General features: G+C 37.0%; 25 protein-coding genes. 7 read left to right on the top strand and 18 right to left on the bottom strand.

What is annotated here, in order from left to right; translation table 11 throughout:
• Nucleotides 1-32: 32 nt before the first annotated feature.
• From HX124_RS03540 to HX124_RS03520, 5 genes are all read right to left on the bottom strand, one after another.
• Nucleotides 33-839: a class I SAM-dependent methyltransferase gene (locus tag HX124_RS03540; RefSeq protein WP_502872803.1), complete on the bottom strand. Its 807-nt coding sequence runs from the start codon at nt 837-839 to the stop codon at nt 33-35.
• Nucleotides 833-1,657 (bottom strand): undecaprenyl-diphosphate phosphatase, encoded by an 825-nt coding sequence (locus HX124_RS03535; protein WP_107009401.1) that lies wholly within the window; start codon nt 1,655-1,657, stop codon nt 833-835. The genes HX124_RS03540 and HX124_RS03535 overlap by 7 nt, the downstream gene beginning before the upstream one ends.
• Nucleotides 1,658-1,672: 15 nt before the next feature.
• Complete coding sequence (gene tsaB, locus HX124_RS03530; protein ID WP_286381973.1) at nt 1,673-2,338, bottom strand: tRNA (adenosine(37)-N6)-threonylcarbamoyltransferase complex dimerization subunit type 1 TsaB; 666 nt, start codon at nt 2,336-2,338, stop codon at nt 1,673-1,675.
• Between the two features lie 151 nt (nt 2,339-2,489).
• Nucleotides 2,490-3,020, bottom strand: coding sequence for a gamma carbonic anhydrase family protein (locus HX124_RS03525; protein ID WP_107009399.1), 531 nt, complete (start codon nt 3,018-3,020; stop codon nt 2,490-2,492).
• A 29-nt stretch (nt 3,021-3,049) separates the two neighbouring features.
• Entirely contained in the window at nt 3,050-3,664 is a 615-nt protein-coding gene (locus HX124_RS03520; protein ID WP_107009398.1) for a CoA pyrophosphatase, read from the bottom strand.
• Nucleotides 3,665-3,789: 125 nt separating this feature from the next.
• Between HX124_RS03520 and HX124_RS03515 the strand changes: the two genes are divergently transcribed.
• On the top strand, nt 3,790-4,338 hold the full coding sequence (locus HX124_RS03515; protein WP_107009397.1) for an NUDIX hydrolase: 549 nt from the start codon (nt 3,790-3,792) through the stop codon (nt 4,336-4,338).
• A gap of 72 nt (nt 4,339-4,410) precedes the next feature.
• Here HX124_RS03515 and filF read toward each other — a convergent pair whose 3' ends face one another.
• The 6 genes from filF to filA form a co-directional block, all read right to left on the bottom strand.
• A complete protein-coding gene (gene filF, locus HX124_RS03510; RefSeq protein ID WP_286381972.1) occupies nt 4,411-6,354 on the bottom strand; it encodes a putative pilus system protein FilF in 1,944 nt (647 codons plus the stop codon).
• A gap of 10 nt (nt 6,355-6,364) precedes the next feature.
• Nucleotides 6,365-7,567: a putative pilus assembly protein FilE gene (filE, locus tag HX124_RS03505; RefSeq protein WP_286381971.1), complete on the bottom strand. Its 1,203-nt coding sequence runs from the start codon at nt 7,565-7,567 to the stop codon at nt 6,365-6,367.
• A gap of 26 nt (nt 7,568-7,593) precedes the next feature.
• The gene (filD, locus tag HX124_RS03500; RefSeq protein ID WP_107009394.1) at nt 7,594-9,258 is read right to left on the bottom strand and encodes a putative pilus system OmpP1/FadL family transporter FilD; all 1,665 of its coding nucleotides are present in this window, start codon (nt 9,256-9,258) and stop codon (nt 7,594-7,596) included.
• A 12-nt stretch (nt 9,259-9,270) separates the two neighbouring features.
• Complete coding sequence (gene filC, locus HX124_RS03495; protein ID WP_286381970.1) at nt 9,271-10,491, bottom strand: putative pilus system protein FilC; 1,221 nt, start codon at nt 10,489-10,491, stop codon at nt 9,271-9,273.
• Between the two features lie 49 nt (nt 10,492-10,540).
• On the bottom strand, nt 10,541-11,374 hold the full coding sequence (filB, locus tag HX124_RS03490; protein ID WP_286381969.1) for a putative pilus system C39 family peptidase FilB: 834 nt from the start codon (nt 11,372-11,374) through the stop codon (nt 10,541-10,543).
• A gap of 198 nt (nt 11,375-11,572) precedes the next feature.
• Nucleotides 11,573-12,499: a putative pilus system protein FilA gene (gene filA / locus HX124_RS03485; RefSeq protein ID WP_286376600.1), complete on the bottom strand. Its 927-nt coding sequence runs from the start codon at nt 12,497-12,499 to the stop codon at nt 11,573-11,575.
• A 248-nt stretch (nt 12,500-12,747) separates the two neighbouring features.
• On the opposite strand from filA, the gene HX124_RS03480 reads away from it, so the two are divergent.
• The gene (locus HX124_RS03480; RefSeq protein ID WP_286381968.1) at nt 12,748-14,127 is read left to right on the top strand and encodes an anthranilate synthase component I family protein; all 1,380 of its coding nucleotides are present in this window, start codon (nt 12,748-12,750) and stop codon (nt 14,125-14,127) included.
• Between the two features lie 51 nt (nt 14,128-14,178).
• Here the strand turns inward: HX124_RS03480 and hisC are convergent, their stop codons facing one another.
• Nucleotides 14,179-15,270, bottom strand: a complete 1,092-nt coding sequence (hisC, locus tag HX124_RS03475) for a histidinol-phosphate transaminase (RefSeq protein WP_286381967.1) — start codon at nt 15,268-15,270, stop codon at nt 14,179-14,181.
• Nucleotides 15,271-15,440: 170 nt separating this feature from the next.
• Complete coding sequence (gene hisD, locus HX124_RS03470) at nt 15,441-16,742, bottom strand: histidinol dehydrogenase (protein ID WP_286381966.1); 1,302 nt, start codon at nt 16,740-16,742, stop codon at nt 15,441-15,443.
• A gap of 235 nt (nt 16,743-16,977) precedes the next feature.
• Here hisD and HX124_RS03465 point away from each other — a divergent pair, with 235 nt between their 5' ends.
• Nucleotides 16,978-17,556 (top strand): hypothetical protein, encoded by a 579-nt coding sequence (locus HX124_RS03465; protein ID WP_286381965.1) that lies wholly within the window; start codon nt 16,978-16,980, stop codon nt 17,554-17,556.
• A 217-nt stretch (nt 17,557-17,773) separates the two neighbouring features.
• Here HX124_RS03465 and hisG read toward each other — a convergent pair whose 3' ends face one another.
• The 5 genes from hisG to HX124_RS03440 all read right to left on the bottom strand — a co-directional run bounded on the left by hisG (nt 17,774) and on the right by HX124_RS03440 (nt 22,106).
• Nucleotides 17,774-18,475 (bottom strand): ATP phosphoribosyltransferase, encoded by a 702-nt coding sequence (gene hisG / locus HX124_RS03460; protein WP_107009386.1) that lies wholly within the window; start codon nt 18,473-18,475, stop codon nt 17,774-17,776.
• Nucleotides 18,476-18,479: 4 nt separating this feature from the next.
• Complete coding sequence (murA, locus tag HX124_RS03455; RefSeq protein ID WP_107009385.1) at nt 18,480-19,739, bottom strand: UDP-N-acetylglucosamine 1-carboxyvinyltransferase; 1,260 nt, start codon at nt 19,737-19,739, stop codon at nt 18,480-18,482.
• Between the two features lie 6 nt (nt 19,740-19,745).
• A complete protein-coding gene (gene ibaG / locus HX124_RS03450) occupies nt 19,746-19,997 on the bottom strand; it encodes a BolA family iron metabolism protein IbaG (RefSeq protein ID WP_107009384.1) in 252 nt (83 codons plus the stop codon).
• 141 nt (nt 19,998-20,138) lie between these two features.
• A complete protein-coding gene (gene hpf, locus HX124_RS03445) occupies nt 20,139-20,477 on the bottom strand; it encodes a ribosome hibernation-promoting factor, HPF/YfiA family (protein ID WP_286381964.1) in 339 nt (112 codons plus the stop codon).
• A 171-nt stretch (nt 20,478-20,648) separates the two neighbouring features.
• Entirely contained in the window at nt 20,649-22,106 is a 1,458-nt protein-coding gene (locus HX124_RS03440; RefSeq protein ID WP_286381963.1) for an RNA polymerase factor sigma-54, read from the bottom strand.
• Between the two features lie 472 nt (nt 22,107-22,578).
• On the opposite strand from HX124_RS03440, the gene HX124_RS03435 reads away from it, so the two are divergent.
• From HX124_RS03435 to HX124_RS03420, 4 genes are all read left to right on the top strand, one after another.
• Entirely contained in the window at nt 22,579-23,478 is a 900-nt protein-coding gene (locus HX124_RS03435; RefSeq protein WP_286381962.1) for an amino acid ABC transporter substrate-binding protein, read from the top strand.
• A 93-nt stretch (nt 23,479-23,571) separates the two neighbouring features.
• Nucleotides 23,572-24,414, top strand: coding sequence for an amino acid ABC transporter permease (locus HX124_RS03430; protein WP_286376593.1), 843 nt, complete (start codon nt 23,572-23,574; stop codon nt 24,412-24,414).
• Between the two features lie 2 nt (nt 24,415-24,416).
• Nucleotides 24,417-25,094 carry an amino acid ABC transporter permease gene (locus tag HX124_RS03425; protein ID WP_286381961.1) on the top strand — a complete coding sequence of 226 codons (678 nt, stop codon included), beginning with the start codon at nt 24,417-24,419 and terminating at the stop codon, nt 25,092-25,094.
• Between the two features lie 13 nt (nt 25,095-25,107).
• Nucleotides 25,108-25,851 (top strand): amino acid ABC transporter ATP-binding protein, encoded by a 744-nt coding sequence (locus HX124_RS03420; protein WP_286381960.1) that lies wholly within the window; start codon nt 25,108-25,110, stop codon nt 25,849-25,851.
• The last annotated feature ends 103 nt before the right edge of the window (nt 25,852-25,954 follow it).

Genomic DNA, 25,954 nt, shown 5'->3' with positions numbered 1-25,954 from the left:
CAAACTCCCCCAGAAGTGACCAAGTGACTGAGCTAGACATTGAAATAAGCGTCAAAACGACAAGCATCGCCTTGCCATTGATGGTTAGGTTGTTGATCGTTTAAAAATACAGCAAGCCTTGGTCTTTTTACCACAACTCGCTTCGCAATATCTTGTGCTAAGACTAAAAGATGATCTCCTAAATCCATCTCTCCATCTTCAGGCAATAATAAATGCAACAATTGCATTTGTTTTTTGACTTGTGCTTGTTTTTTTACAGCTTGTTGATTTTGGTCACGCTGTGGAAACATTGGATCTAGATAAATAACATCGACATGATTATTTTGATCAATTTGCTGTTGTAAATAATCGCCAGAATCAGAAAAAACCAAATGAATCCGAGCAACAACTTTTGCTAAAAATGGATCATTTTCAGCTTGTGCTTTGCTGTCTTCCAGTAAGGTAAATAGAATAGGATGACGCTCAACTAAAGTCACCTCAGCCCCTAAACTCGCCAATAATAAACTATCATGACCTAAACCTGCTGTTGCATCCAAAAGCTGAGGCTTTTCAGATAAGTTACAAGCACGTGCAATCATTTCCGACTTTAAACTCGCACGTTTTAAGCGTGGAATTTCAGCTTTCCAATCAGGCTGCATTTTCATGCCATTCGCACATAAACTCAGTCCTGACTCATCTACACATAAAGCAATTTCTGGATTTAAACGAAGAAAGCGAGCATTTAACTTTTCAATCACTTCAATATTTACCAACACTCCACGTAAAGAAAGCACAGACTGGTAAGACTGTGCTTTCTCAAAAAATGTGGTTTCGGTAAATAAGCGAATTTCGCTTACCATAATTTCCAACCTGTTAATGCAAATAACAAAATAATCAAACCTGATGCAATACGATACCAAGCAAAAACCATGAAATCACGCTTCGCTACATAAGCAACGAGGACTCGAATCAAGATCAAAGCTGAAACAAAAGAAACCAATGTACCAAAAGCCAATACAACCCAATCTTGAGTACCTTGGAATACATGATAACTTTGATATAAATCAAGCAGCCCTGCACCCACAATGACAGGAATACCTAAGAAAAATGAAAACTCAGTCGCTGCTTTACGTGATACACCCAACATCATCGCGCCAATAATCGTTGCACCTGAACGTGATGTACCTGGCACTAAAGCTAACACTTGGATTAAACCAATATAAATAGCTTCTTTAATTGAAATATTTTCAACTTCTTGTGCATTTACTTTCGGTGGATTTTTCTCTACCCACCAAATGATTAAACCACCAATAATCAAGCCAAGCGCAATTGAAATATCATTAAATAAATATGCTTTTACTGTCTGACCAAATGTGAGCCCAACCAGCATAATCGGGATCGAAGCAAGAATTAAACTAATTCCTAAATGGCGACCTTTAGGTTCACCAGAAACTAGCCCTGTTGCCGCTCCCCAAAGTTTTGCCCAATATTCATAAATAACGGCTGCAATCGCCCCCATTTGAATTGCAATGACAAAAACATCACTTTTTTCTTTGGTCCAAAAATTCATTAATTCTGATGCAAGAATTAAATGCCCTGTACTTGAGATTGGAAGGAATTCTGTGATCCCTTCAACAATTCCCATAATCGCTGCTTTTAAGAGCAGTAAAAGATCCATATTCAATCCTAAAAATTAAGGTTTACCTTGTTCTGGAATTTTTTTCCACGCATCGTCACGCAAATAAACAGGCAATGCTAATTCAGCACTCAGCCAATCTTGTTGTAAAGCATGCTGACGTGCGATCGTTGCAATATCTTCAGCATTCGCAACTAAACCTTGAAATTCTATTGCATCAGGCTTAACTAAAGCTGAACCAGAACCCACCAAGGTAAATTTTTGATAGTCAGAAGCTTGCTGATAATCTAGTAATTTTTCTTCATCTACAAGTTGCATAATGTTATTTTCATTTAAACGAAAACTTGCCATATAGACTTCTTTCATACGTGCGTCAAGCACAGCAGAAACCTCAGCTAAACCCAATAAACGATAAGCTGCTTGTGCTAAAGCTTGTAAAGTAGATACAGGAATCACAGGAATATCATTTGCCCAAGCCAAAGCCTGCGTGACTGCGGCATTAATACGTACACCACTAAATGAGCCAGGACCACGACTAAAAGCAATAACAGTTAAATCAGAATTTTGCGTTTGTGTTTGCTCAAAACCTTGCTCTATCATTGGCAAAATGGTTTGAGTTTGTGCCTTTGCCCGCGTATCAAGTTGAAAAAAAAGTGTTTTAGTTTCATCAACTATCGAAACGGAACACTGCTCATTGGCAGTTTCCAATGCCAGCAATTTCATGCACAATTAACCTATCTTAAAAATGCTGACTATAATACTCCACTCATTTACTTCGTGCGACCATTTCTGTCCAGATTCATTGATCTGACATAAAAAAACCAAGTCAAAACTTGGTCTAATCTGCATCCATCTATTGCGTGATTGCATAGAGTTAAAAATGTACTTCTTCTAAATTTACAAAATCTTGAAAATGTTCAGCATAATGCATCGCACTCATTTTCAAACGAATCTCAGCCTGATCATCTAAAGTTTTAATCACACGAGCAGGAGAACCAACCACCAAAGAATTATCAGGGATCACTTTACCTTCAGGCACCAAAGCATTTGCACCAATAATACAATTTTTCCCAATCACAGCATGATTTAAAACAACTGCATTAATTCCAATCAAGCTATTATTTCCAATGGTACAACCATGCAGCATCGCCTGATGACCAATCGTAACGTATTCCCCTATATTTAATTCAATACCCGCATCTGTATGTAATACTGCATTTTCTTGTACATTACTAAAATCTCCAATACGAATACAACTGTTATCTCCTCGCACCACTGCACCAAACCATATACTGACTTTTTGCCCTAGTTCAACTTGCCCAATAACGGTTGCATTCGGTGCAACCCAACCATCAAAAGGTACATGTAGCGCTTTTGGAGCATATCCCTTAAATTTATACATCATTTTATGCAATTCCTTTAGTTAAAATGTTGCTATTTTTTATTCATTACTCTTGAACGAAAAGTTGGTGAATTTAATAAAAATGGCCAATTTTTTTGATAATTCAAACCATACTGAAATAATGAAATTAAAATACGTGCCGTAAGCCCCCACACAATTTCATTTTCAACTCTTAAACTTGGAAAATAAACGGACTGATGAGCTAATCGTACCTCATAAGGAATCGGCTGAGACTCCATTAGCTTTCTTAAAGGTGCATAAAAAATACGATCAATTTCAGTTGGTTGTGCAATTAATTTCAAATCTGGTGGAATCAAACCAACCACAGGCTTAACAGACATACCACTTTTTGCGCGCTCCATAGGTAAATCACCCAATAAAGTCACTTCAAAAGGATCCAATGCGGTTTCTTCCCAAGCCTCACGTAAAGCAACCACAATATTACTGGTATCATTTGGGTCTCTTTTTCCTCCCGGAAATGACACTTCTCCTGCATGATTTTTTAAATAAGCAGAACGACGAGTTAATAATATTTTTGGATCTTCTTCTTGAGTGATGGCGATTAACACAGCAGCCTGTGCAGGGTAAGTTCGCTTAGCGAAACGTAACCGTTGCTGTAAAACTTGTGTTAATAATTGCTCCTGCATAAAACCTCACTCGCTTTTTTGTTATTTTTACATCATATATGAAATTTCATACAAGGGGCTATAAATGATGCGAAATTCAGAAAATTCAGTTATGCTGAGTCATCATTCATTTTTCAATGAAGCTTATGAGTTTTTGTACAGCCTGTGGACATACAACGATAGAAAAAATTCCTTTGGGTGATCATCAAGTTAGAAAAGTGTGTACCCATTGTGGCACCATTCACTATGTAAATCCTAAAGTGATTTGTGGCGCCCTTGCACTTTGGGAAGGTAAAGTTTTACTTTGTCGTCGTGCCATTGAACCGCGTTATGGACTTTGGACATTACCTGCGGGTTACATGGAATTATTTGAAACCATGGAACAAGGTGCAGCACGTGAAACTCGCGAAGAATCTGAAGCTGAAATTGAGATTGAACAACTTTACTGTATGTATAATATTCCACGTATTGGGCAAATTTATGTTCTATTTAAGGGAAATATTAAAGATGGGCAGTTTGGTGCAGGCGAAGAAACGATAGAAAGCCGTTTATTTGCAGAAGAAGATATCCCATGGAATGAACTTGCCTTTCCGAGTGTAGAAAGAACGCTTCGTCATTACTTTGCTGACCGAAAAAACAATCAATTCCAACTACATCTAGAAACATTAGGTTCACGTTTAGATCATACTGGCTAAACACCTTATACAATATTTGCAAATAAAAAAACCATCTCGAAAGATGGTTTTTTATTTCAAACGATAAGCTAATTATTGTTTAGTTAGAATTTTATAACAGCTTGGTAACTCAACCCCTAAAGTACCACTTGCACGTGCAGCTAAAGCTTTTTGTGCATCGCTTAGTTTATCTTTATGTGCTGCGTTATAAACTGTTTGATAAACTGAATGCATATTTGCCCATTGTGCTGTAATCGCTTTATCGCCTTCCCAACCTGTAATATTAATCCCACGATCTGTTGTTTCATCGGCCAATAAACGTTGTAAATTCAAACGGACACCGCCTGGAATAAGAGTCCCATCACCACCAACGGAAGTACTTGGTAAATATACGATCGCATCATTTAGTCCTAATAAAGCACCGTCTAGATTACCAAAAATAGGGTTCGCTAAAATCATACGAATCGTGATTGATTTATCTGGATCTGTGGTCGTATAGTTTGCGGCACCCGTTGTACCAATTCGATACTGTTGAACACCTGTTGTTTCATCTTTATAGGTAGAAGCATTCACATTTGTACATTGATCTGAGGCTAAATTATTTGCTGTAGCATTTGGACCAATATTGGTACGAATATCACCATGTTCATCAATAACAATACCTAACTTCATAGGCGCAATCTTTGTGTCTGTAAAGTTAAATATAATATTGGCATATAACGGGAAAATATATTTTTCACCTGTTTTTACCGTATTCACTGTACGGAATACGCGTTTATCTAAATATGTTGCAGGATTTGACTTATAGACATCAATCGTTCCAGCAAAACTCTCATTATTTAAAGTTTGACGCCATTTTCCATATACTGTTTCATCTGTAGGTTTTGTTGAAGTTCCTGTCACACGCTCATACATGTCGGCTGTACCAGCGATATTTGTGCCATTTGCCAAAGCACCCTGCGTTAACTCTAAAGTGTCTGTATTACTATTGGCTGTTTTAAAAATAAATGGTTTTGTGATTTTATTACTAAACTGATTGAGTAAAGCGCCTTGGGCATCTGCATTTAGCTTTTTAGGCTCAGCTTGAGTTAACAAAAAGTATTTTAATATTGAAGAACTAATTGGGTTTTCAGTATTCGTATTCACTGGAATACCTGTCCATTGGACAGTATATCCTGTGGTATAACCTTGACGTGTCGTTAATAAATATAAGTTTGCAATTGACTCTTTTTTACTATTGGTCAGGCTTGCTCCACTGAAACCACGAATATCAACATTACTACCCGTAAATGTTAAGAAGTTAGTGGTATAAACGCCAACCTGATTTTGTTTAACTAGACGCTCTGTCACATTTTGGGCACTTGCTGCATTTACTTTTTCAACATCCATCCATGGCTTAATAATTTCAGCATAACTGCCATTTGATAAATTTAGTGCAACAACATCTGATTTAATATTTCTTAACTTTTCTTTTATGTCTTTAGACAAAGTAATCGGTTGTATATCACCCACAATATTTGCATCTTGTGTTACACCAACAGTCTGTAAAATGCGAACCAGCGCGGTCATCACTCGATATGTTTCATCGTTAGCATTACTTGTTACAGCCGCTTTCCCTGTCATTGCACTCGCTAAATCTAATAGACTAATTTGTGCAGGTTGACCATTTATTTTTAATGGACGTATTTTTGCTAGGTCTACAGTACCTAAAGATATTTTATTAGCAGACTCAACACCTTGAATATAAAAGCTCACTTTATCTGTAGAAGGACAAGCTCCCATTGCCACACTACTGACCAACTCAGTCACAAAATGGTTATTGGTGTCACTGCTACAATCAAAGTTTAAACCAGCAACAGGATAATCAATAACAAAAGATTGACATTTATTTGTACTGGTCTCTTCACATCCATTGGTTGATGTCGCCACACCTTTATTTGGATCTTCATGAATCGTGGCACTTTCACCACCGCCACAAGCTGTCAATGCTGCAACTAAACCAGTTAATGCGAAAGGGAGTATAAAATTTTTTTTCATTGTTTAATCCTTACTGAATAACACTCAGCTTAATTTGTCCTTGATTTGTTAATTCACGATCTTGAATATCAATAGCTTCTGATAAAGGCGTCATAAATAAGTAATATGCTGAATTTGGCTTTTTCAGAATACCTTCTAAAGAAGAATACTGTGTTGCACTTTCATTTTGCTCATCATTCTTAAACCCACTTACGCCTTCAACAACACAACCTTTTTCATCTAAAAAAACCACCAAAGGCCAATAGTAACTTGGCTTTTTCTTTGAAGATGCATATGAGGAAAATAAAATATTCTCAATATTCTTGTCTAACTTTACAACTTCATATGCAAAATTTTCTTTGATCGGAGCAACTGGGAAAAAGCTGACTTCCTGATTTTTCAAAGAAATTGTTTTTGCCTTATCTATCTTTTTACCTGAAAAACAAGACTGCTCTAAAGTCTGGATCACTTCATCTTTAGGTAAACGATAATAAGTTGTAGCTAATGCAATGGCTTTATGTTCTTTGTGTTTTGGTTGACGAATTTTATCAAGTAAAGATTGGCTTAACCCTTTTTGTCTTTCAACAGTTTCGAAACGTCCTCCTGCCATTGCTCCCGTTTCAGGCATGACATAAAAACGTTTTTTTCCTTCTAAATTAAACTCATGATCTTCTAAATATTCATTATTGACATACTTAACACCATCAATTTCTGTAATATTGACATTATCGTTAGAAGCTGACACCGTTTTATTGTTTGGTACAGTTTCTACTTGCTGCTGAGTTACAGGCTGATTTTGAACTGTAACTGAAGTGGATGCATTAGAAGAAACAACATGATCTGATTGTTTAGGTTGAACAGGTTTTTCGACTTCCTGTATAGCTACATTTTGTTTTTGTTCCGCTCTAATCTCTCTTTTCACTTCTACATTTTTAGCTGTAGTTACAGTTTCATTATTCAGCTTAACTACTGGAACTGATTCAACCTGCTGTGGTTTTTCAGGCTTTACGACAATTATTTTTTCAGATGGAGAAACCGCTTGCTCTTTTTGAGTTGAGGCTATGGGCTTATGTTCAACCTGAGATTGAAGCTGTACTGTTTCTTTTTTATCGGATTCACTTGGTTTTTGGACGACCATCGGTCGTCCATCTGGACCAATAATAGTATAAAAGTTAGCAGCATAAGTTACAGATATACAGCTCATCGCTAGAAATACAAAACTTAATCTCATCATGCTAACTCTCTTCTTGTGCAACAACATTACCATCTCGTTCTATAATTAAGACCTAAAATGGTGACTTTGGTATTGGTTTTAATATCTAAACCTGCATAAGGATTTAATAATAAATTATCGACCCCAGTTTGGTTTGCCATACTACTGGTATTCGCAGGAATATTATCTCGGCTACGTAAAAAACCTACAGATAAATCAATATCTGTATCTTCATCAAAACGATAGCCCAATCCTAAACCGAATAATTGTGCATTATTAATAGGAACTAAAGTATTACGTTTATCATCAGGAATTGCACTTGCACGTGGCTCATAACCTGCACGAAGTTTCAGACGATCTGTTGCTGAATACTCAACACCAATCCCCCAACTCCAAGGTGATTTAAATCCTAAAGGAAGTGATAAAGAACTATCTGTTACCTGATTTGATAGTAATTTTGCAATTTTAAGTGCTGAAATTTGACGATCGAATTCAAATTGGAATTTCTCCCATGCTTTGAAATCTGTCCATCCCAAGTCAAAATTCACTTGTAAATCAGGTAAGACCTTATATTTTATCCCTGCTTGAAAATGCGCAGGATATTCTAAATCCATTGCAATTAAGCCAGACTCTGTTGGAGGAATATAACCAGGAAAGCCTAAAATAGCAGCTAAAATTTGCCCTGTTGCAGAAGAGTTCAAACCTTTAATTAATTCACGAGGTGCATTGGCATTATCAATAAAATATTTACCCTTCATGCGCATTTTTGCTGCACTTTGATAAACCATACCAAAACCAAACTCTTCATTCGGCTCCCACATTAAACCAAGATTATAACTTGGACTTAAACTCTGCTCTAAAGAAACCTCCATCGCAGCAAATTTATTAAATGGGCTAACCGCTTCATTACCATTACAAATACCAAATAAAAGTAAATCTGTAATAACGTTTGAATTTTCTCTAAATGGTGCACAAACAGCTTCATCAACCATTCGTAACACACCAATCATTTCATTTGGGAAACGGAGGTCTGTTTTTAAGGCAATAGCATTATAAGACATTCCAATAGATGCACCGATTGATAACTCATCACTCACTTCATAAGCAATAGATGGTGATAAATATGTAATACGCTCAATCGCAACTTGTTGCCCCATGAAATTACCAGCATTACCATTTTCCGAACCAAAGCCAGCAACCATCGGTGCATAAACAGCCGTTGCATACGTCAACTTTGAACCAGGTGGGTTATAAGAAACACCACCTGTAGGTGCAAGTACAGGCCAACCCGCACCTAAATCAACAACTTTTTTCAAAATTGGAATATATAAACTGGCATATTCCACATCACCTTTTACAGAGCTCTTATAGTCCGTACATAAATTTGACTGATTATCTGGCGTATCATTACAAATTAAAGGATCATCAGAATAACCAAAAACGTTATAACCCTGAGGTGCAGAAAACTCTCGTTGCACATCAAAGTTAGCAACAATGCCTTGTACATCTGTTTGCAAACCCTTGAGCTTAGTTAACGCAGCAGGGTTAAAGTGAATTGCACTAATACCAGGAGGGTCAGCAGTAACAGCGTTCCCCATGGATAATGAACGAATATCTACAGATAAGTTCAAACCTAAATGTGCAAAAACTTGAGTTGAACAACCCGTTAAGAAAATAGCTGTAACTAACGGGCGTAAGCGTGGGTATTTCATACCACCTCTCCATTAGCTCGCTTTTTTCTTACCGAAACCTAAAATATCTAGTGGGAATGATAGACCTAGAGAAATATCAGGTGAATCTTCAGTTAAACCAATTCCTAAAGTACCATTTACAATCGTTTCTGGTGATACACGCACACCTAAAGCAATCGAGAACATACCACTCGATTGATCTGCTGCTTTATAAGATTCGCCATTGGTATAAGTAAACGATGTATTTGTATTGAAGGTTTGTTGATATGACATCGTCATAGAAACATCGTAGTTAAATGAATAAGCAAATCCGAAGGAGAAACCACCCGTAATCCCTGGTTCAAATTCATCTAAAATACGTGCACCACCATCACCACCACCACGCACTTGATTTAACCCCGTTTCTTTAAAACCATAGTTACCTGAAACGGAGGCAAATAATACAACTGGATCTATATATTTACGGGTACTCGCACCAACACCAACCGAGTAATATCCCTTACCTGTTGACAATTCTTTGTTTGGATTAATTTCGTATGGGCTATCGCCTGTTTTAGTTGATAAATTTCCAAATAAAATCAGTGGTAAACGACCCGCTTTTAATGGAAAAGGTTCCCAACGTGCACCAAAGTTAATATCACCTAAACCCGCAGCAGTGGTATCTTTAATATTATTTGACTTAGCAACAAAAGGTAACGATGCACTAAAAGTTAAATTATCAAGTACGCCATATTGTGCTGTAAATGTATTGGTAATGGTATGGCTTGCATCTTCATCTATACGGAGTTGATATAAATCACCATCATTCATTGCAGCATTAATCTGCTGATCACGATAATATGAATAATCTAAATCATAAAAAGCTGAAATTTCACCTTTTTTAATTAATGAATATTGTCTTTCATTTGATGTAAATACTTCTTGCAAGTTTGTTTCTTGAGTTGCATCACCCTCTTTCTGCTGTAAAGCATTAGCCGCTTGAGTGCCAGCAGATGGTACCAGTGATGGTGTAGCATCTTTATCAATTTCGACTTTATCAGAAACTGGGGCAGCTTGTGTTGTTGCAACTTCTGCCACTTTATCTTGAGGTAAAGTCGCATCTGTGCTTGCAGTAGCAACTTGATCATTTACCTCACTGCTTTGAACAGTCTCTGCTGTTTCTGAAGCATTGTCGGTTTCTGCTGCATATACTCCACCTATCGCAAGTTGAATACTAACGGCTAGTAAAGTTCTTCTCATCCAGTGATTATTCATTTTATTCCTACCTAAAAGTGTGATTATTTAAATTTTTTCTAATCTGCTTTTACTTACGTTTATAATATAGTCGCATGAATGATGTAATTGGCTGACCTTGTGTCTCTGAATTATCACCACGGTCAATGACTCTACGCATTGTAGATGCCTTATCTGCTATTTTATTAATATAATCATATGAGTATTGCATATCAACAAGTGCATATCGATTAATTGTAGCATCTTCAACATGTCTTAAATCAGCATCCTGCAAGGCTAAAAAATCTTTCTGCTGATCTTTAGGTACATTAATTAAGAATAATGTATTATTTTCCCAAATTTCTTTAAAACGATTTTCATCGAAGCTAATATTCCCTAAAGCAGGGTCGGCGACATAAACTCGACCATTTTTATACGCCTTAAAGACAACAAAATGTTTAAAACCCGCATATGAAATTGGCACGATTGCTGGCTGTTGTTGCTTGACTAAGTCTGAGAACTCGCCCTTATAGCCACCACTTTCAATGCCAAGCGCAGAAACAAAACGTTTCATATCTAATAGCGAAAAACTACGACGCTCTACGATACGATTATATTCACCGTATCGTAATAAACCTTCCATTGTCTGCTGTTCAGTAAGATTCGTACCAACATATCCATTTAATAATGTTGTTAATGCTGCTGATCCACAACTATAGTCATATGCCTGACGGACAATGCCACGAAATTGATTTTCTAAGGCAGGTTTGATTTGAACCATCTCACGATGGTTTCGAGAAAAAGAGGCATTACGAGGATCGGCAAGCTCTGTATAGTACACAGCATCGGTTGGTTTTTCTTTGATATCTAATGCATGGCTGGCAAAATAGTATATTAATGCCGAACCTAAAGTAATCTCTAACATATTCTTAAACTATTCAAGTATCGGCAAACAATTGCCTGAAGTGTTAATTTTATTTTTAGAGTGAACACTCTACTTCCATGTGCTTTTAAGATACCTGTTTTTTCAAAAAAAAACAGCTTTTTTTTACTTTTGTTTGATTTGATCATTTTGTTAAAAAAAAACGCGTGAAATTCACGCGTCTTTTTAAATCAGATCAGATTAGTGACCAGAAATTGTGATTACAGCACCTGCATTTGCAGCACCTGCACCATTAAATACTTTCAAACCAGAGATTGCAACATCACCGATTGAACCAGAACCAGTACCAGTACCTGGAACAGCTGCTGTAGCACCTGACTTAGGTACAAAACCTGTACCACCACCTAACACAACTTGTTTGATATAAATATCTGTACCTGCTGCATTTTTAAGAGCAGTAATTGCTAAACCTTCTGGTTTTACAGCAACATCTGCATCTAAAGCAAGATCAGTACTACCCGTATCATTTAACTTAATGCCACCTAGAACAATATAACCACCATTTGCAGCATCTTTAATTGCTAGGTCGTTAATCTCTAAACCACCAGTCATTGCACCGTCTAATTTGATCATTGCGCCTTGTGGCGTATTACCTAACTGGATATTTGCAGCCAATTTACCAGTTTTAAGTGATAAACCACTTAAAATTTCAGCGCTACCTGTACCCGCTACATATGCACCCGCAGCACCAGTTGCATCATTAACTTCGATTTTACCTAGATCAATTGTTAAACCAGAAACTTCTGCAGCAACGTTTAGGAAAGGACTACCTGCACCACCATCTGTGTCAATTGTGATATCTGCTAAGTTATGAGAAGCCAACAAAGATGCAGCATTAGCACCAACAACAACATTATTTAGTGTAATTGCACCTGTTGTACCTGTACCACCAAAACCAGGATCACCAGCAGCACCTTTAGCAGCTAAACCATCGCCATCAAAAACATGTAATTTATCAATTTCAATTTTTGAAATACCAATACCAATTGAAATACCATCTTGACCAGTTGTTGCGCTTAATGCTGCATCATCCATAGCTTGCATAGCCATTGCATTCGAACTGATTGCTACCGCAGAAACTAAAGCAACTTTAGTAAATAATTTCATCTGTACTCTCCCAAGAGCATTTTTTTTCATTTTTAACCACTCGCCGTCGCTTCACGTTGTTTTTGTTTTTTTACAACAGAAACTTTCTTCCTTGAGTAGTCCGATTTGCACTATTAAATTAACCTTATGTTATTTTTTGTTCAATAGTTGTTTATCAAAAAACAGTAATTCCCGATAAACGGCGTTTTTGTGACTCAGTGTACAAAAAATATCGTATAATCATAGCACCTGTTCTATTAGTTTTAAAGATGCTAACTCAATCAATTTTCAGTATAAATTTAGATATTCAGGAACTTACACCTGCTGATATTTTACAACGACTAAACGAACTATTTGGTTGTGTTTATCTTGAAGATGATCATCATCCTGTTATTGCTTTTTTGCCTCAACAATATTTATTGCATCAATCTGGACATTATGCTTATTTTGAGCGTACAGAAAGCTTTAACTATATAGAAAAACAAAAAAAATCAAATGTTTATGAATTTATAAAAATTATACCAACCACGTCAACCAAACAAACAAAAATAGGCTTTTCAGGTGGCTATATTGGCTTTATTGACTATAACTTTTCAGCACAACAAAATATAAACAATCAATATAAATCTCAACCTAATTTATTTTTAGGTCAATATTTAAGTTATTTAAAATACCATCAAGGACAATGGACTTTTTATAGTCAAGAAGATAATCCTCAAAGGATATTAGATATATTAAAATCTAAACTCAATATTTATTCTCATCCACCTACAGGATTTAAATTAAATACATTATGTATGGCAAAATGGACTAAAAATGAATATATTCAAGCTTTTGAAAAAATACAAAACTATATTAAAGCAGGTGATTGTTATCAAATAAATTTAACCCAAGCGTTTACTGCAAAAGCTCAAGGTACATTAATTGATACTGCTAAAAAATTTTGGCAATTAACGAATGCACCTTACTCTGGTTATTTAAAAATAGATGATTTTGAATTATTAAGTTGTTCGCCTGAATTATTTATTGAGTTTGAGGATAATCATAAAATTTTGACTAAACCCATCAAAGGGACGATGCCACGTTATGATGATCCAATTTTAGATGAACAGTCTAAGAACACGCTCATTCACTCTAAAAAAGATCAAGCAGAAAATGTCATGATCGTGGATTTATTACGTAATGATTTGAGTGTTTATGCAGAAATAGGATCAGTGAAAACGCCGAAGTTATTCAATATTGAGTCATTTAATCAGGTTCATCATATGGTGAGTGAAATTACTGCAACCTTAAAGCCTGAAGTCAACCCTTTTGATGTTTTGATGTCTGCACTTCCTGGTGGTTCTATCACAGGTGCACCCAAAATTCGTGCAATGCAAATTATTGAAGAGTTAGAAAGTAGTCCACGTGGCGCGTATTGTGGTTCATTGGGTTATTTTAATTTTGATGGAACAGGTTCATGGAATATTCTGATTCGTTCTATTCAAAAATATCAGGATCAGGTATCCATCTGGGCAGGTGGAGGGATTACCATCGCATCGGATTGTGATGCGGAATATCAGGAATGTTTTGACAAAGTTTCTGCATTACTGGATTTAATCAATACATGGTATTTACCTGAAAATTCAAAAGAAAAAAGCGAATCCTAAGATGCACTTTAAGCCCCTCTTTTGAAAAGAGGGGTTTGGGGAGATTCCTAATCAACCTAAAATATCATTCTTCAAGGTATCAACAAGACGTTGATTTTGTTCGTCTGTACCAATGGTAATGCGTAAGAATTGATTGATGCGTGGCTTATTGAAATAGCGCACAATAATACCTTGTTCACGTAATTTACTCGCCAACTCACCTGCATCATCGCTTGGCAATGTCGCAAAAATAAAATTCGCTTTAGAAGGCAAAACCTTAAAACCAAGTTCAGTCAGTTGTGCTGTCAGCTTGTCACGGCTTGCAATCACCTTTTGGTTTTGTGCTTCAAAATAAGTTTGATCTTCAAATGAAGCCACCGCAGCAGCAATGGCAAAACGGTCAATTGGATAAGAGTTAAAGCTATTTTTCACCGCTTCAAGTGCCGCAATCAAATGTGGCTGTGCGATTGCAAAACCAACCCGTAAACCTGCAAGTGACCGTGATTTGGAGGTGGTCTGGCACACCACCAAATTGTCGTATTTTTCAACCAATGTTACCGCAGACTCTGCACCAAAATCGACATAGGCTTCATCAATCACCACCACTCGATCAGGATTGGCAACAAGCAATTCTTCAATTTTAGTTAATGACAATGCAATACTGGTCGGCGCATTTGGATTGGCAATAATCACGCCGCCATTTGCTTGTTTATAGTCAGCAATATCTATTTCAAAATCGTCATTCAATGCAATTTGTTTGCTGTTAACAGCAAAAAACTGACTATAAACTGGATAGAAACTATAGCTGATATCTGGGCTTAAAATCGGTTCGTCACGGACAAAAAATGCTTTGTAAATATGAGCAAGCACTTCATCCGAACCATTTCCAACAAAGACATTTTCAACAGCAACATTTTGCTGTTTAGCAATGGCTTGTTTTAATGCGCTTGCATCTGGATCTGGATATAAACGCAATGCATCCGCTGAGTTTTCTAATACGGACTGTACTGCTGCAACCACTTTTGGCGATGGTGGATACGGATTTTCATTGGTATTCAGTTTCAATAAGTTCTGAATTTTAGGTTGTTCACCCGGTACATAAGGTTCTAACTCACGTACTGATGGGCTCCAGAAACGCATTTGTTCAGGTGTAATATTTGACATTTTATTTTCTCTAATACACTCAACTTACAAGATTGTAAGCCCTCTCCTTTCAGAGAGGGTTTGGGAGAGGTTTATCATTTCCCAAAATGAATTATTAATACTCCCCCTCACCTAACCTCTCCCCAAGGAGAGGAATATTCATTACTGAAATAAGGGGGTTATTTTTTTAATTACTGATAACGATATCTCGCAGATCTCGCATGTGCATCCAGATTTTCCTGCTGTGCAAGAATATCCGCTGTTTTGGCAAGTGATTTCACCCCTTGCTCAGAACACATGATCAAGCTTGAGCGTTTTTGGAAATCATAGACGCCAAGTGGTGAAGAGAATCGCGCTGTGCCTGATGTTGGCAATACATGGTTTGGACCTGCACAATAATCGCCAATTGCTTCAGGGGTATAACGCCCCATGAAAATCGCACCTGCATGACGGATCTGTTCCGACATTTGCTCGGCTTCATCCAGACATAACATCAAATGTTCTGGAGCAACCTGATTAATCAATGCCTCACCTTCTGCACGATCTTTGACCAAAATCAAAGCACCACGATTGGCAATTGAAGTTCGTGCAATTTCAACTTTTGGCAATGCTTCAAGATGTTCTTCAATGGCTTGTGCCACATCATTCAGCAACTGTTCATCTGGAGTAATAAATACTGCTTGTGCAACGGTATCGTGCTCCGCTTGGGACAATAAATCCATAGCGAGCCATTTGGCGTTATTTTCACCTTCTGCATACACTAAAATTTCAGAAGGTCCTGCAATCATGTCAATACCGACCTGACCAAACACCGCACGTTTAGCAGCAGCGACGAAACGATTTCCCGGACCTGTAATTTTATCGACCTGAGGAATGGTTTCAGTGCCATAAGCCAAAGCCGCAACAGCTTGCGCACCGCCAATCGTAAAGACACGATGCACGCCAGCCAAATGTGCAGCTGCAAGTACCAATGGATTTAACTCACCATTGGGCGCAGGTACCACCATAATAATTTCTTTTACACCTGCCACATGCGCAGGTACAGCATTCATGAGCACTGAAGATGGATAAGAAGCCAAACCACCCGGTACATAAATTCCAACCCGATCGAGTGGAGTGACTTTTTGACCCAATGTGTTGCCTAAAGCATCAACATAAGTCCAGCCATCCTGTTTTTGTGCTTCATGAAATGAGCGAATACGATCGGCTGCCATTTCCAATGCTTCACGTACTTCTGTGCTTAAACCTTCAAATGCCGCTTTAAGTTGCGCTTGTGACAGTTCTAAATCTGAAAATTGATGCGCTGGATGTCGATCGAACTGTTGAGTGAGTTTCAGTATATGTGCATCACCATGATGGCGTACATCTGCAATAATTTGGTCTACTGTTTTTAAAAGCTCAGGATCACTCACTGTTTCAAAAGCCAACAAATCAGCAAAGTCTTGCTTGAAGTTCGGCTCTTGAGTCGATAAACGTCGCATCAATTTACCCACAAGGTTATTTAAGAAAGATTTAGTTTACCTTGTTTTAGATGATTTGTGGGGAAGATAACATGGTCAATTTTATTCACTTTGATAGGAAAACTGGATAAATGAAAAATCTCAACTATTTAAAATTTATCACTAATTCATCTCAAGTCGTTTGTTTCAACGAGTGAAAGCAAAGTAGAATGTATTTTATAACAACATTTTATTTAAATCTAAAATCTTAAATTGATAAAAATTACTTATGAGAAAATCTATTCAAATCAAACTTGCGCAACAAGCTCAGCGGAAAAATACATATTTTTCTTTAGTATTTGCAATCTGTACGCTGAGCATCCTATTCTTTGTTGATGTCTTTAAGACACTGGAATTTTTGGCTTTTATGCCATTCGCTTACTTAATTTTCATTAATCTTTCAATATTTATGAAAAAATCCGACCAAGATAAAATAAATAAAGAACCTCCTTTTCTCATTTATATCAGCATTATTGCGTCACTGATCATCTCTAATCTTTACCTTTTCACCAATTATTCCAATTTTAAATCGATCAATGCATTAACAGCTACTCAATTCAACACTGCAAAAACAGTCGCTGAAGGAAAAATTCATGTAAATAAATACACCGTAGGTTCGGGTAGAAGCTCTTCAATCTATACCGATATAGAATTATTAAATCTGCAAGGACATCCGCAACTCAAAATTAAATGTGATTTTTTTGATACAAAAGAAGCATGTCCAGATTTGATCAACAAATTGCCAAAATTAAATACTTTGCAGAATATCCTTATTTTAGTCTACAGGAAGCGCTGCTACTCAATTTAGAAACTGAAACAACAACATGGTCATATACTGAACTAACGCAATATTATCAAAAGCAAAAATATGCGAGTTATTTTTATTTATTCATGATTTTAATCGCGAACATCTTGATCCTTAGGACATATATACTTGGCTCAAAAGCAAATTCTTGAAATATGAAAATAAAATTTAGACAAATAAAAAACCGCCCTTTTGGGCGGTCATTTACACTTAAATCTATTTAAGCTTTTTTCGCATTTTCACGTTCTTCAACTGCTTTTTCAAGCTGAGCAAGAATTGGGTTCAATAACGTTTGTTTGCGCTTAAAGCTGGCTTTATTAACAATCAAACGTGAAGATACTTTACAAATCTCTTCCAAAGGCTCTAAACCATTGGCACGTAAAGTATTTCCAGTATCGACCACATCGACAATGTAATCACCTAAACCCACCAATGGCGCAAGCTCCATTGAGCCGTAAAGTTTAATTACATCGACTTGCTCACCAAGGCTCGCATAGTATTGACGGGTTAAATTGACATATTTAGTGGCAATTTTTAAACGACCTTTAGGACGTTCCATACCAACTTTACCTGCGGTCATCAGTTTACAGTTAGCAATTTTAAGATCTAATGGTTCATAGACATTTTGTGCGCCATGCTCCATCAATACATCTTTACCTGCAACACCAATATCTGCCGCACCATTTTCTACATAAGTCGGTACATCTGAAGCACGTAAAATCAAAATACGTACATGCTTATGTGTCGTTGGAAAAATTAACTTACGAGATTTATCTGGATCTTCTAATAAGTTGATTCCAGCGGTTTCTAGTAAAGGTAAAGTTTCTTTTAAAATACGACCTTTACTTAGTGCTAAAGTTAAACCATGATCAAAATTGCCCATTACGTCAAAGTTTGGATCATCGTTTCTCATATCGCTCATTAACTTACTCGCTCACTCGCTTAATTTGGGCACCTAGACCTTGTAATTTTGCTTCGATATCTTCATAACCGCGGTCAATATGATAAATACGGTCAATCAAAGTTTCCCCTTCAGCGGCCAAGGCAGCTAAAACCAAAGAGAAAGAAGCTCGTAAATCTGTTGCCATGACAGGTGCAGCAGATAATTTTTCCACGCCTGTCACGACAGCATCATTACCTTCAACCTGAATATTTGCACCCATACGTGCCAATTCAGGTACATGCATAAAACGGTTTTCAAAAATCGTTTCTGAAATGGTGGCAAAACCACGACCAATCGCATTCACTGCCATGATTTGTGCTTGCATATCAGTTGGAAAATCAGGATGTGGTAAAGTCTGAAAGCTGACTGCTTTTGGACGTTTACCCATCATATCAAGTTCGATCCAGTCGTCACCACGGGTAACTTCTGCACCCATTTCTTCAAATTTATCGAGTACTGATTCAAGTAAGTTTGGATCGGTATGTGTGGTTTTTATTTTACCGCCTGTGATCGCAGCAGCCGCAAGATATGAACCTGTTTCAATACGATCTGCAACCACTGAATATTCACAACCATGTAAGCTTTCAACACCTGTAACCACTAAGGTATCTGTGTCTAAACCTTCAATTTTTGCACCCATTTTAATGAGCATTTGTGCAAGGTCGGTAATTTCAGGTTCACGTGCAGCATTACGGATTGTTGTAACACCATCTGCAAGTACTGCCGCAGTCAAGATATTTTCAGTACCGCCAACTGTCACCATATCAAAGACGACTTCACCACCTTTTAAGCGACCATCAACTTTAGCATGCACATAACCTGCTTCGACTTCAATTTGAGCACCTAAAGCTTCTAAGGCTTTTAAATGCTGATCGACAGGGCGTGAACCAATAGCACAACCACCAGGAAGTGAAACTTTTGCACTGCCATAGCGCGCTACTAAAGGACCAAGCACTAAAATTGATGCACGCATGGTTTTAACAAGTTCGTAAGGTGCAAACTGATTGTCAAGTGTAGACGTATCCGCAATAACGGTATCGCCTTCATACTTCATCGTGACACCTAAGCCACCGATTAGTTTTACTAAAGTATTAACATCCTTAAGATTAGGCACATTTCTTAAGGTAATGGGCGTATCAGCCAAAATCATTGCCGCTAATAAAGGCAATGCTGCATTTTTCGCGCCCGAAATACGGACTTCGCCTTCAAGTGTTGTGCCACCTGTAATTAAAAACTTATCCATTTATTATTAAGCTCCAAAAAGACTAGCTTTGCGCCATTCTTCTTTAGTCATTGCACGAATTGTTACAGCATGCACTTCACCACTGGCAATGTAAGAGTTAAGTGGTTGATAAACTGCTTGTTGGCGTGCAACAGTACGTTTGCCTTCAAATTGATCATCAACAATACGGAGGTCAAACTTACCTGCTTGTCCACTGACAGCAACTTCAGCATCAGGAAAAGCTGCTTTAAGGATTTCAGTGAGCTGTTCACTATTCATTGCATGACCTCTTTATAGGACTGACAGTGTAAAAACCGAGTATTTTACTATAAACTCATCACAATATTGCATTATCTTGTACAAAAATTATTGATAAAAAAAAGAGGTATATTTCAACCTCTTTTCAAATAAATAAAATGATTAGCTCGGTGCAAATATCGCTTGATAATTTAACTGCATTTTACGATGTCGCTCCAATTGTCTTTTTAATTTATCTGTAAGTTTTGTAATTGCATTATACATATCATCTGCACAGGCTTGTACAAAGAGTTCCACCCCCGGCAATCGTACAATCGCTTCTGCAATATGATTGGCACTGCCTTTTTTTGATCTTTTATCTAACTGATGATCCTTACTCAGTTTGACCTGCATGCTGTTAACCTGATCGATATGTTTGGTCATTTCAGCAAATTTATTACGAATATTCTCTTCAATTGCAGGCGTAATACTTAAATGATGTCCACGAATTGTAATTTGCATAATTCTATCCCTCTCCTTCTCTCAGGATATGAAATGTCATCACCAAAATGATTGAACTATAACAAAGTAATATTCGTAATGTATTAATTCATCATTTTGGTAACCTATATAAACAAAAAGAGATTCATTATTTCGTCATAATGAATCTCTAGAATACTCACACTTTAAATTTTAGATCAAGACTTTTCTGTCTGAAGACGATGGAATATGTAACGATTCACGATACTTTGCAACGGTTCGTCGTGCTACATCCACACCATCCTCTTTAAGCAAATCTGCAATTTTATTATCTGACAATGGCTTACGAGGATTTTCATCGGCGACTAATTTTTTAATTTTTGCACGAATTGCCGTTGAAGAAGCTTCTCCACCTGATGTTGTTCCGACATGACTTGAAAAAAAGTATTTTAATTCAAATAAACCACGTGGAGTGAGTAGAAACTTATTGGTCGTGACACGGGAAACTGTAGACTCATGTAATTCCACTTCATCTGCAACATCACGTAGCACCAAAGGTTTCATTCCTTCTGCGCCGAGCTCTAAAAAGTCACGTTGATGTTGCACAATACAAGTCGTCACCTTGAGTAAGGTTTTATGCCGTTCATCAACACTTTTAATAAAATTCTTCGCTTCTAGCATTTGGTTACGCAAATATTGATTATCATCACTTTGATCAGCACGTTTGATCATGCCTGAGTAAAATGGATTAATACGTAATTTAGGCAAAATATCAGGATTAAGTTGCACATGCCAATGATCATTTTTCTTAGATACAACAACATCTGGAATCTGATAATCAGATTCTTTTTGATCAAACTCCGCTCCAGGATAAGGCTTCAAGGTTTTTAATAAATCCACCGCAGACTTTAATTGCTCAGCATCTAAACCTGTTTGTTTAATCAGTTTATTTAAATCATTGCTTAGCAACAGTTCATAATGCGTTAACAAAAGTGAAGCTTCTTTTTTAAACAAAGTTGTATTTGGCAATGCATCTACTTGTACAAAAAGACATTCTGCTAAATTTCTTGCTCCGATCCCCATAGGTTCAAGACGTTGAATATGCTTAAGCACAACAATAACTTCGTCTTCCTCGACCTCTATTTCATAATCCATTTGCTGTAATAAATGCTGTACTGAACTCACAATTTCATCAAGACTCGCATCTAAAAAACCTTTTTCATCTAATGCGTCAATAATGCAATAGGCAATGAGTTTATCAACAGGCGAGAAATGCAATAAATTAATTTGTGCAAGCATATGCTCTTTCAATGAAGCATTGGCATAACGGTTATCTTCCCGATCATCAAATTCAGGACGTTCCATTGCTGTAGATTGGTGTGTATAAATATCATCCCAATTTGTATCTACAGCCAACTCATCAGGTAAATGATCTGCATTTAAACTTTCAGATAACTCATATTCTGGTTGTTCTTGTTTAAGATTTTCTAAACTTTCAAGGTTTTCATTATTTTCATCTTCAACTTTTTCAAGCAAAGGATTACTATCTAATTGAATTTGGATTTCTTGTTCAAGCTCTAAACTAGAAAGTTGTAATAATCGAATGGCTTGTTGCAATTGAGGTGTTAATGATAATGAATTTGCAACTTTCAACCCAACCGATAATTTCATCTTGCGACATCCTTAAAATCACATTTCTAATAAGCAAAAATCATGCCTTTTTATTGTTATAGCACAGCAATTCACCTGTTCATAGTAAAAATAGCAGCTCAATATTCAAAAATTTCAGAAAAATAGTGCATATTAAAATGAATAAGTTTTTATTATCCTTAGTTTTGATAAGAAATTATGCACAGTTTCATCTTTGTTTTATTTAAATCAAGAATAATACTCAATGCAATACATCCGTACCAATTTTACTATACAAAATGAGCATCCACTCCAATCGTTCAGTATCTATTCGTTTTTTGCACAAAATTTATATTGTTTATTACTTTACTTATCATAAATGAACGTATAAAAGTAATGATATAAGAAATATGAAGGATCCTTATTTCTAAATAAAAAGTTTGGCATAAGACGTGCTTTGTTTTTACTGAGCATGATGAATTGACATAAATAAATTGTGATTGGAGTGATCAAAATGAATAAAAACTCAACCAAAGTTTTAACAACGGTTTTAGGTGTCTTAATTGCAGGTAGTGCATTTACTCAGGTTCAAGCAGCCGACACACTTGCAAAAATTAAGCAATCTGGAAAAGTCATCATCGGTTATCGTGAGTCTTCTGATCCAATTTCCTATGTAGTGGGTGGCAAACCTATGGGTTATGCCATTGATATCTGTAATAATTTTGCAAATGAGTTGAAAAAAACTTTAAACCTACCAAATCTTAAAGTGGAATATAAAGCGGTGACATCGTCAACCCGTATTCCTGAGATGCTTGCAGGCAATATTGATATGGAATGTGGAACAACTACAAACTCTATCCAGCGCCAGCAACAAGTCAGTTTCTCAACCAACTACTATGCAACAGAAGTTCGTATGGCTGTCAAAGCCACTTCTCCAATTAAATCAATCGCAGATCTGAACGGTAAAGCGGTGGTTACGACACAAGGAACAACTTCTGACAAATACATCAAAATGGGTGAAAAAGGCGAAAAAGTCAACGTAAACAACGTTTATGGTAAAGATCACTCAGACTCATTTGCAATGGTTGCGTCAGGTCGTGCTGCTGCTTTTGTCATGGATGATAATATTTTGGCAGGCTTAATCGCTAAATCATCTAACCCTAAAGATTTCAAAGTTGTGGGACCTGTACTTTCATCTGAGCCTTACGGCATCATGATTCCAAAAGGCGATGCTGCCTACAAAGCGATTGCAGATCGTGTGGTTACAGGTATGTGGAAAAATGGGCAAATGGCTGCACTATACAAAAAATGGTTCTTATCCCCAATTCCACCTAAAAATATTAATATGAATATGCCAATGAGTTCGTCCTATAAAAACTTGATGGCTAAACCAACAGATGCAGGGATTAAATAGATCATCTCAATTTAAAAAGAACATATGGATCAAAACATTTTAACGGCTTTGATCCATTAACTTCATGAAAAATTAAAATGACAAGGAGCACACATGGCAGTAGGCTCACTTAACTGGACATCATATTGTCTACCTTCAAATGAATATAGTTTAGAGAAAGCCGCGTGGGCAGAATCTATTTGTAAAGCTATTGGGGGCGAAAGCTATTCAGCAGTCGCAGATGCACCGACATGGCTACAACTTCTTGGTTCTGGTGTTTGGACAATGGTCTGGACAGCCGTTGCTGCATTCTTTATTGCTTTTTTATTGGGGTCACTTATTGGTATTCTAAGAACATTACCAAATCAAAAATTAGCATTTATTGGTACTTGTTATGTGGAATTATTTCGAAATATCCCATTAATTGTACAGCTTTTTTTCTGGGCTTTTGTATTTCCAGAGTTACTACCAAAAAGCTTAAGTACAGGCAGCGGTGAAATGGTCAATGGAGGCTGGTGGCAAAACATTCTCAATGATAATCCTGCTGTAATTGGGGTATTTGCACTTGGACTTTATACGGCAGCGCGTATTGCAGAACAAATACGTTCAGGGATAAATACTGTTTCTCGTGGGCAAAAAAATGCTGCCTTAGCAATTGGTTTAAATCAAAATCAAAGCTATCGCTATGTCATACTCCCTGTTGCATACCGTATCGTTTGGCCAACCCTGACTTCAGAAGCAATGAATATTTTCAAAAACTCAGCAGTACTCTATGCTTTAAGTATTTTGAATTTCTTTGCTTATACCAAAACCATGCGTGAAGAAACCTCACAAGATATTGTCATTCTCATTCTTTCCACACCTGTATATTTGATCATCACTTATACCATTAAGTTAATCATGGCTTGGATTGAAAAACGTATGACCGTTCCTGGTTTAGGCTCAGGAGGTAAATAGCTATGGATTTTAGTATTTTACAAAACCAAGATGTTCTTCAAACATTTCTTGCTGGGTTTAAATTTACGGTTACAGTCACTATTTTATCGATCATTGGTGGGATACTCATTGGTACGCCCTTAGCTATGATGCGTCTATCAAATAACAAAGTGGCGAGTAACTTTGCAAAAGTATATGTTGATTTCTTCCGTGGCGTGCCACTGATTCAAGTCATTTTTATATTTTACTTTTTGCTTCCCAAGTTTTTTGAGTTTCAGTCAGATACATATTATGGACCTCTCTTTTCTAGTGTAGTGACTTTTGCAATTTTTGAAGCGGCTTTTTTCTCAGAAATTGTTCGTTCAGGGATTCAATCCGTCTCTAAGGGACAGGTCAATGCAGGATATGCACTTGGTTTTACCTATGGGCAAACGATGTCCAATGTGGTACTTCCACAGGCTTTTAGAAATATGTTGCCTGTATTACTAACACAGTCCATTGTGTTATTCCAAGATGTTTCCTTGGTTTATGTAATCAGCGCACCCGACTTCTTAGGCAATGCAAATACACTAGCGAACACATATGGTGCCGAAACTAAAGCAACATTCTACTTGGTCGTTGCAATCGTTTACTTCTGTATCTCCTTTGCGCTTTCAAGACTCGTAAAGCATTTACATCAAAAAATAGCAATAATTCGATAATTGGAGAATCAATATGCCAATGATAGAAATACAACAGATCTCAAAATGGTATGGAGATTTTCAGGTTTTAACTGACTGTACAACATCAATTGAAAAAGGTGAAGTTGTTGTGGTCTGTGGACCTTCTGGTTCAGGGAAATCTACACTGATCAAAACTGTAAATGCATTAGAACCTTTTCAACAAGGAAATATTATTGTCGATGGAACAGCGCTTAAAGACCCAAAAACAGATCTTGCAAAATTTCGCTCACGTGTCGGAATGGTTTTCCAGCACTTTGAACTATTCCCACATATGACTGTTTTGGACAATTTAACCATTGGACAGATCAAAGTACTCAAACGCTCTAAAGCTGAAGCTGAAAAAAAAGCCTTACAATATTTAGATCGTGTGGGTTTAGCTGCACATAAAAATAAATTTCCTGGTCAACTTTCAGGTGGTCAACAACAACGTGTTGCTATCGCACGTGGTCTCTGTATGGACCCTGTTTGTATGCTCTTTGATGAACCAACCTCTGCGCTAGACCCAGAAATGGTAGGTGAAGTACTTGAAGTGATGAGCAGCCTAGCCAAAGAAGGCATGACCATGATGTGCGTGACACATGAGATGGGCTTTGCACGTAAAGTATCTAGTCGTGTGATTTTTATGGATCAGGGTAAAATTTTAGAAGATTGTGCAACAAATGACTTTTTCAATAAATCTGAAGAACGCCATGAACGCACTAAGTTTTTCTTAAATAAAATTGCAATGGTGGTTTAAATTATTTTACTCCCTTTCCAACGCCGATAAAAAAAGCCCCGTCGCTTTGAGGGGGCTTTTAGATTTAAAAGCTGGCGATGACTTACTCTCACATGGGTAACCC

The sequence above is a fragment of the Acinetobacter sp. 226-1 genome (assembly GCF_030329325.1).
Classification (GTDB): Bacteria; Pseudomonadota; Gammaproteobacteria; order Pseudomonadales; family Moraxellaceae; genus Acinetobacter; species Acinetobacter sichuanensis.
Note: the sequence above shows the minus strand (reverse complement) of the source record. Positions and strands in the feature narration are given on the sequence as shown.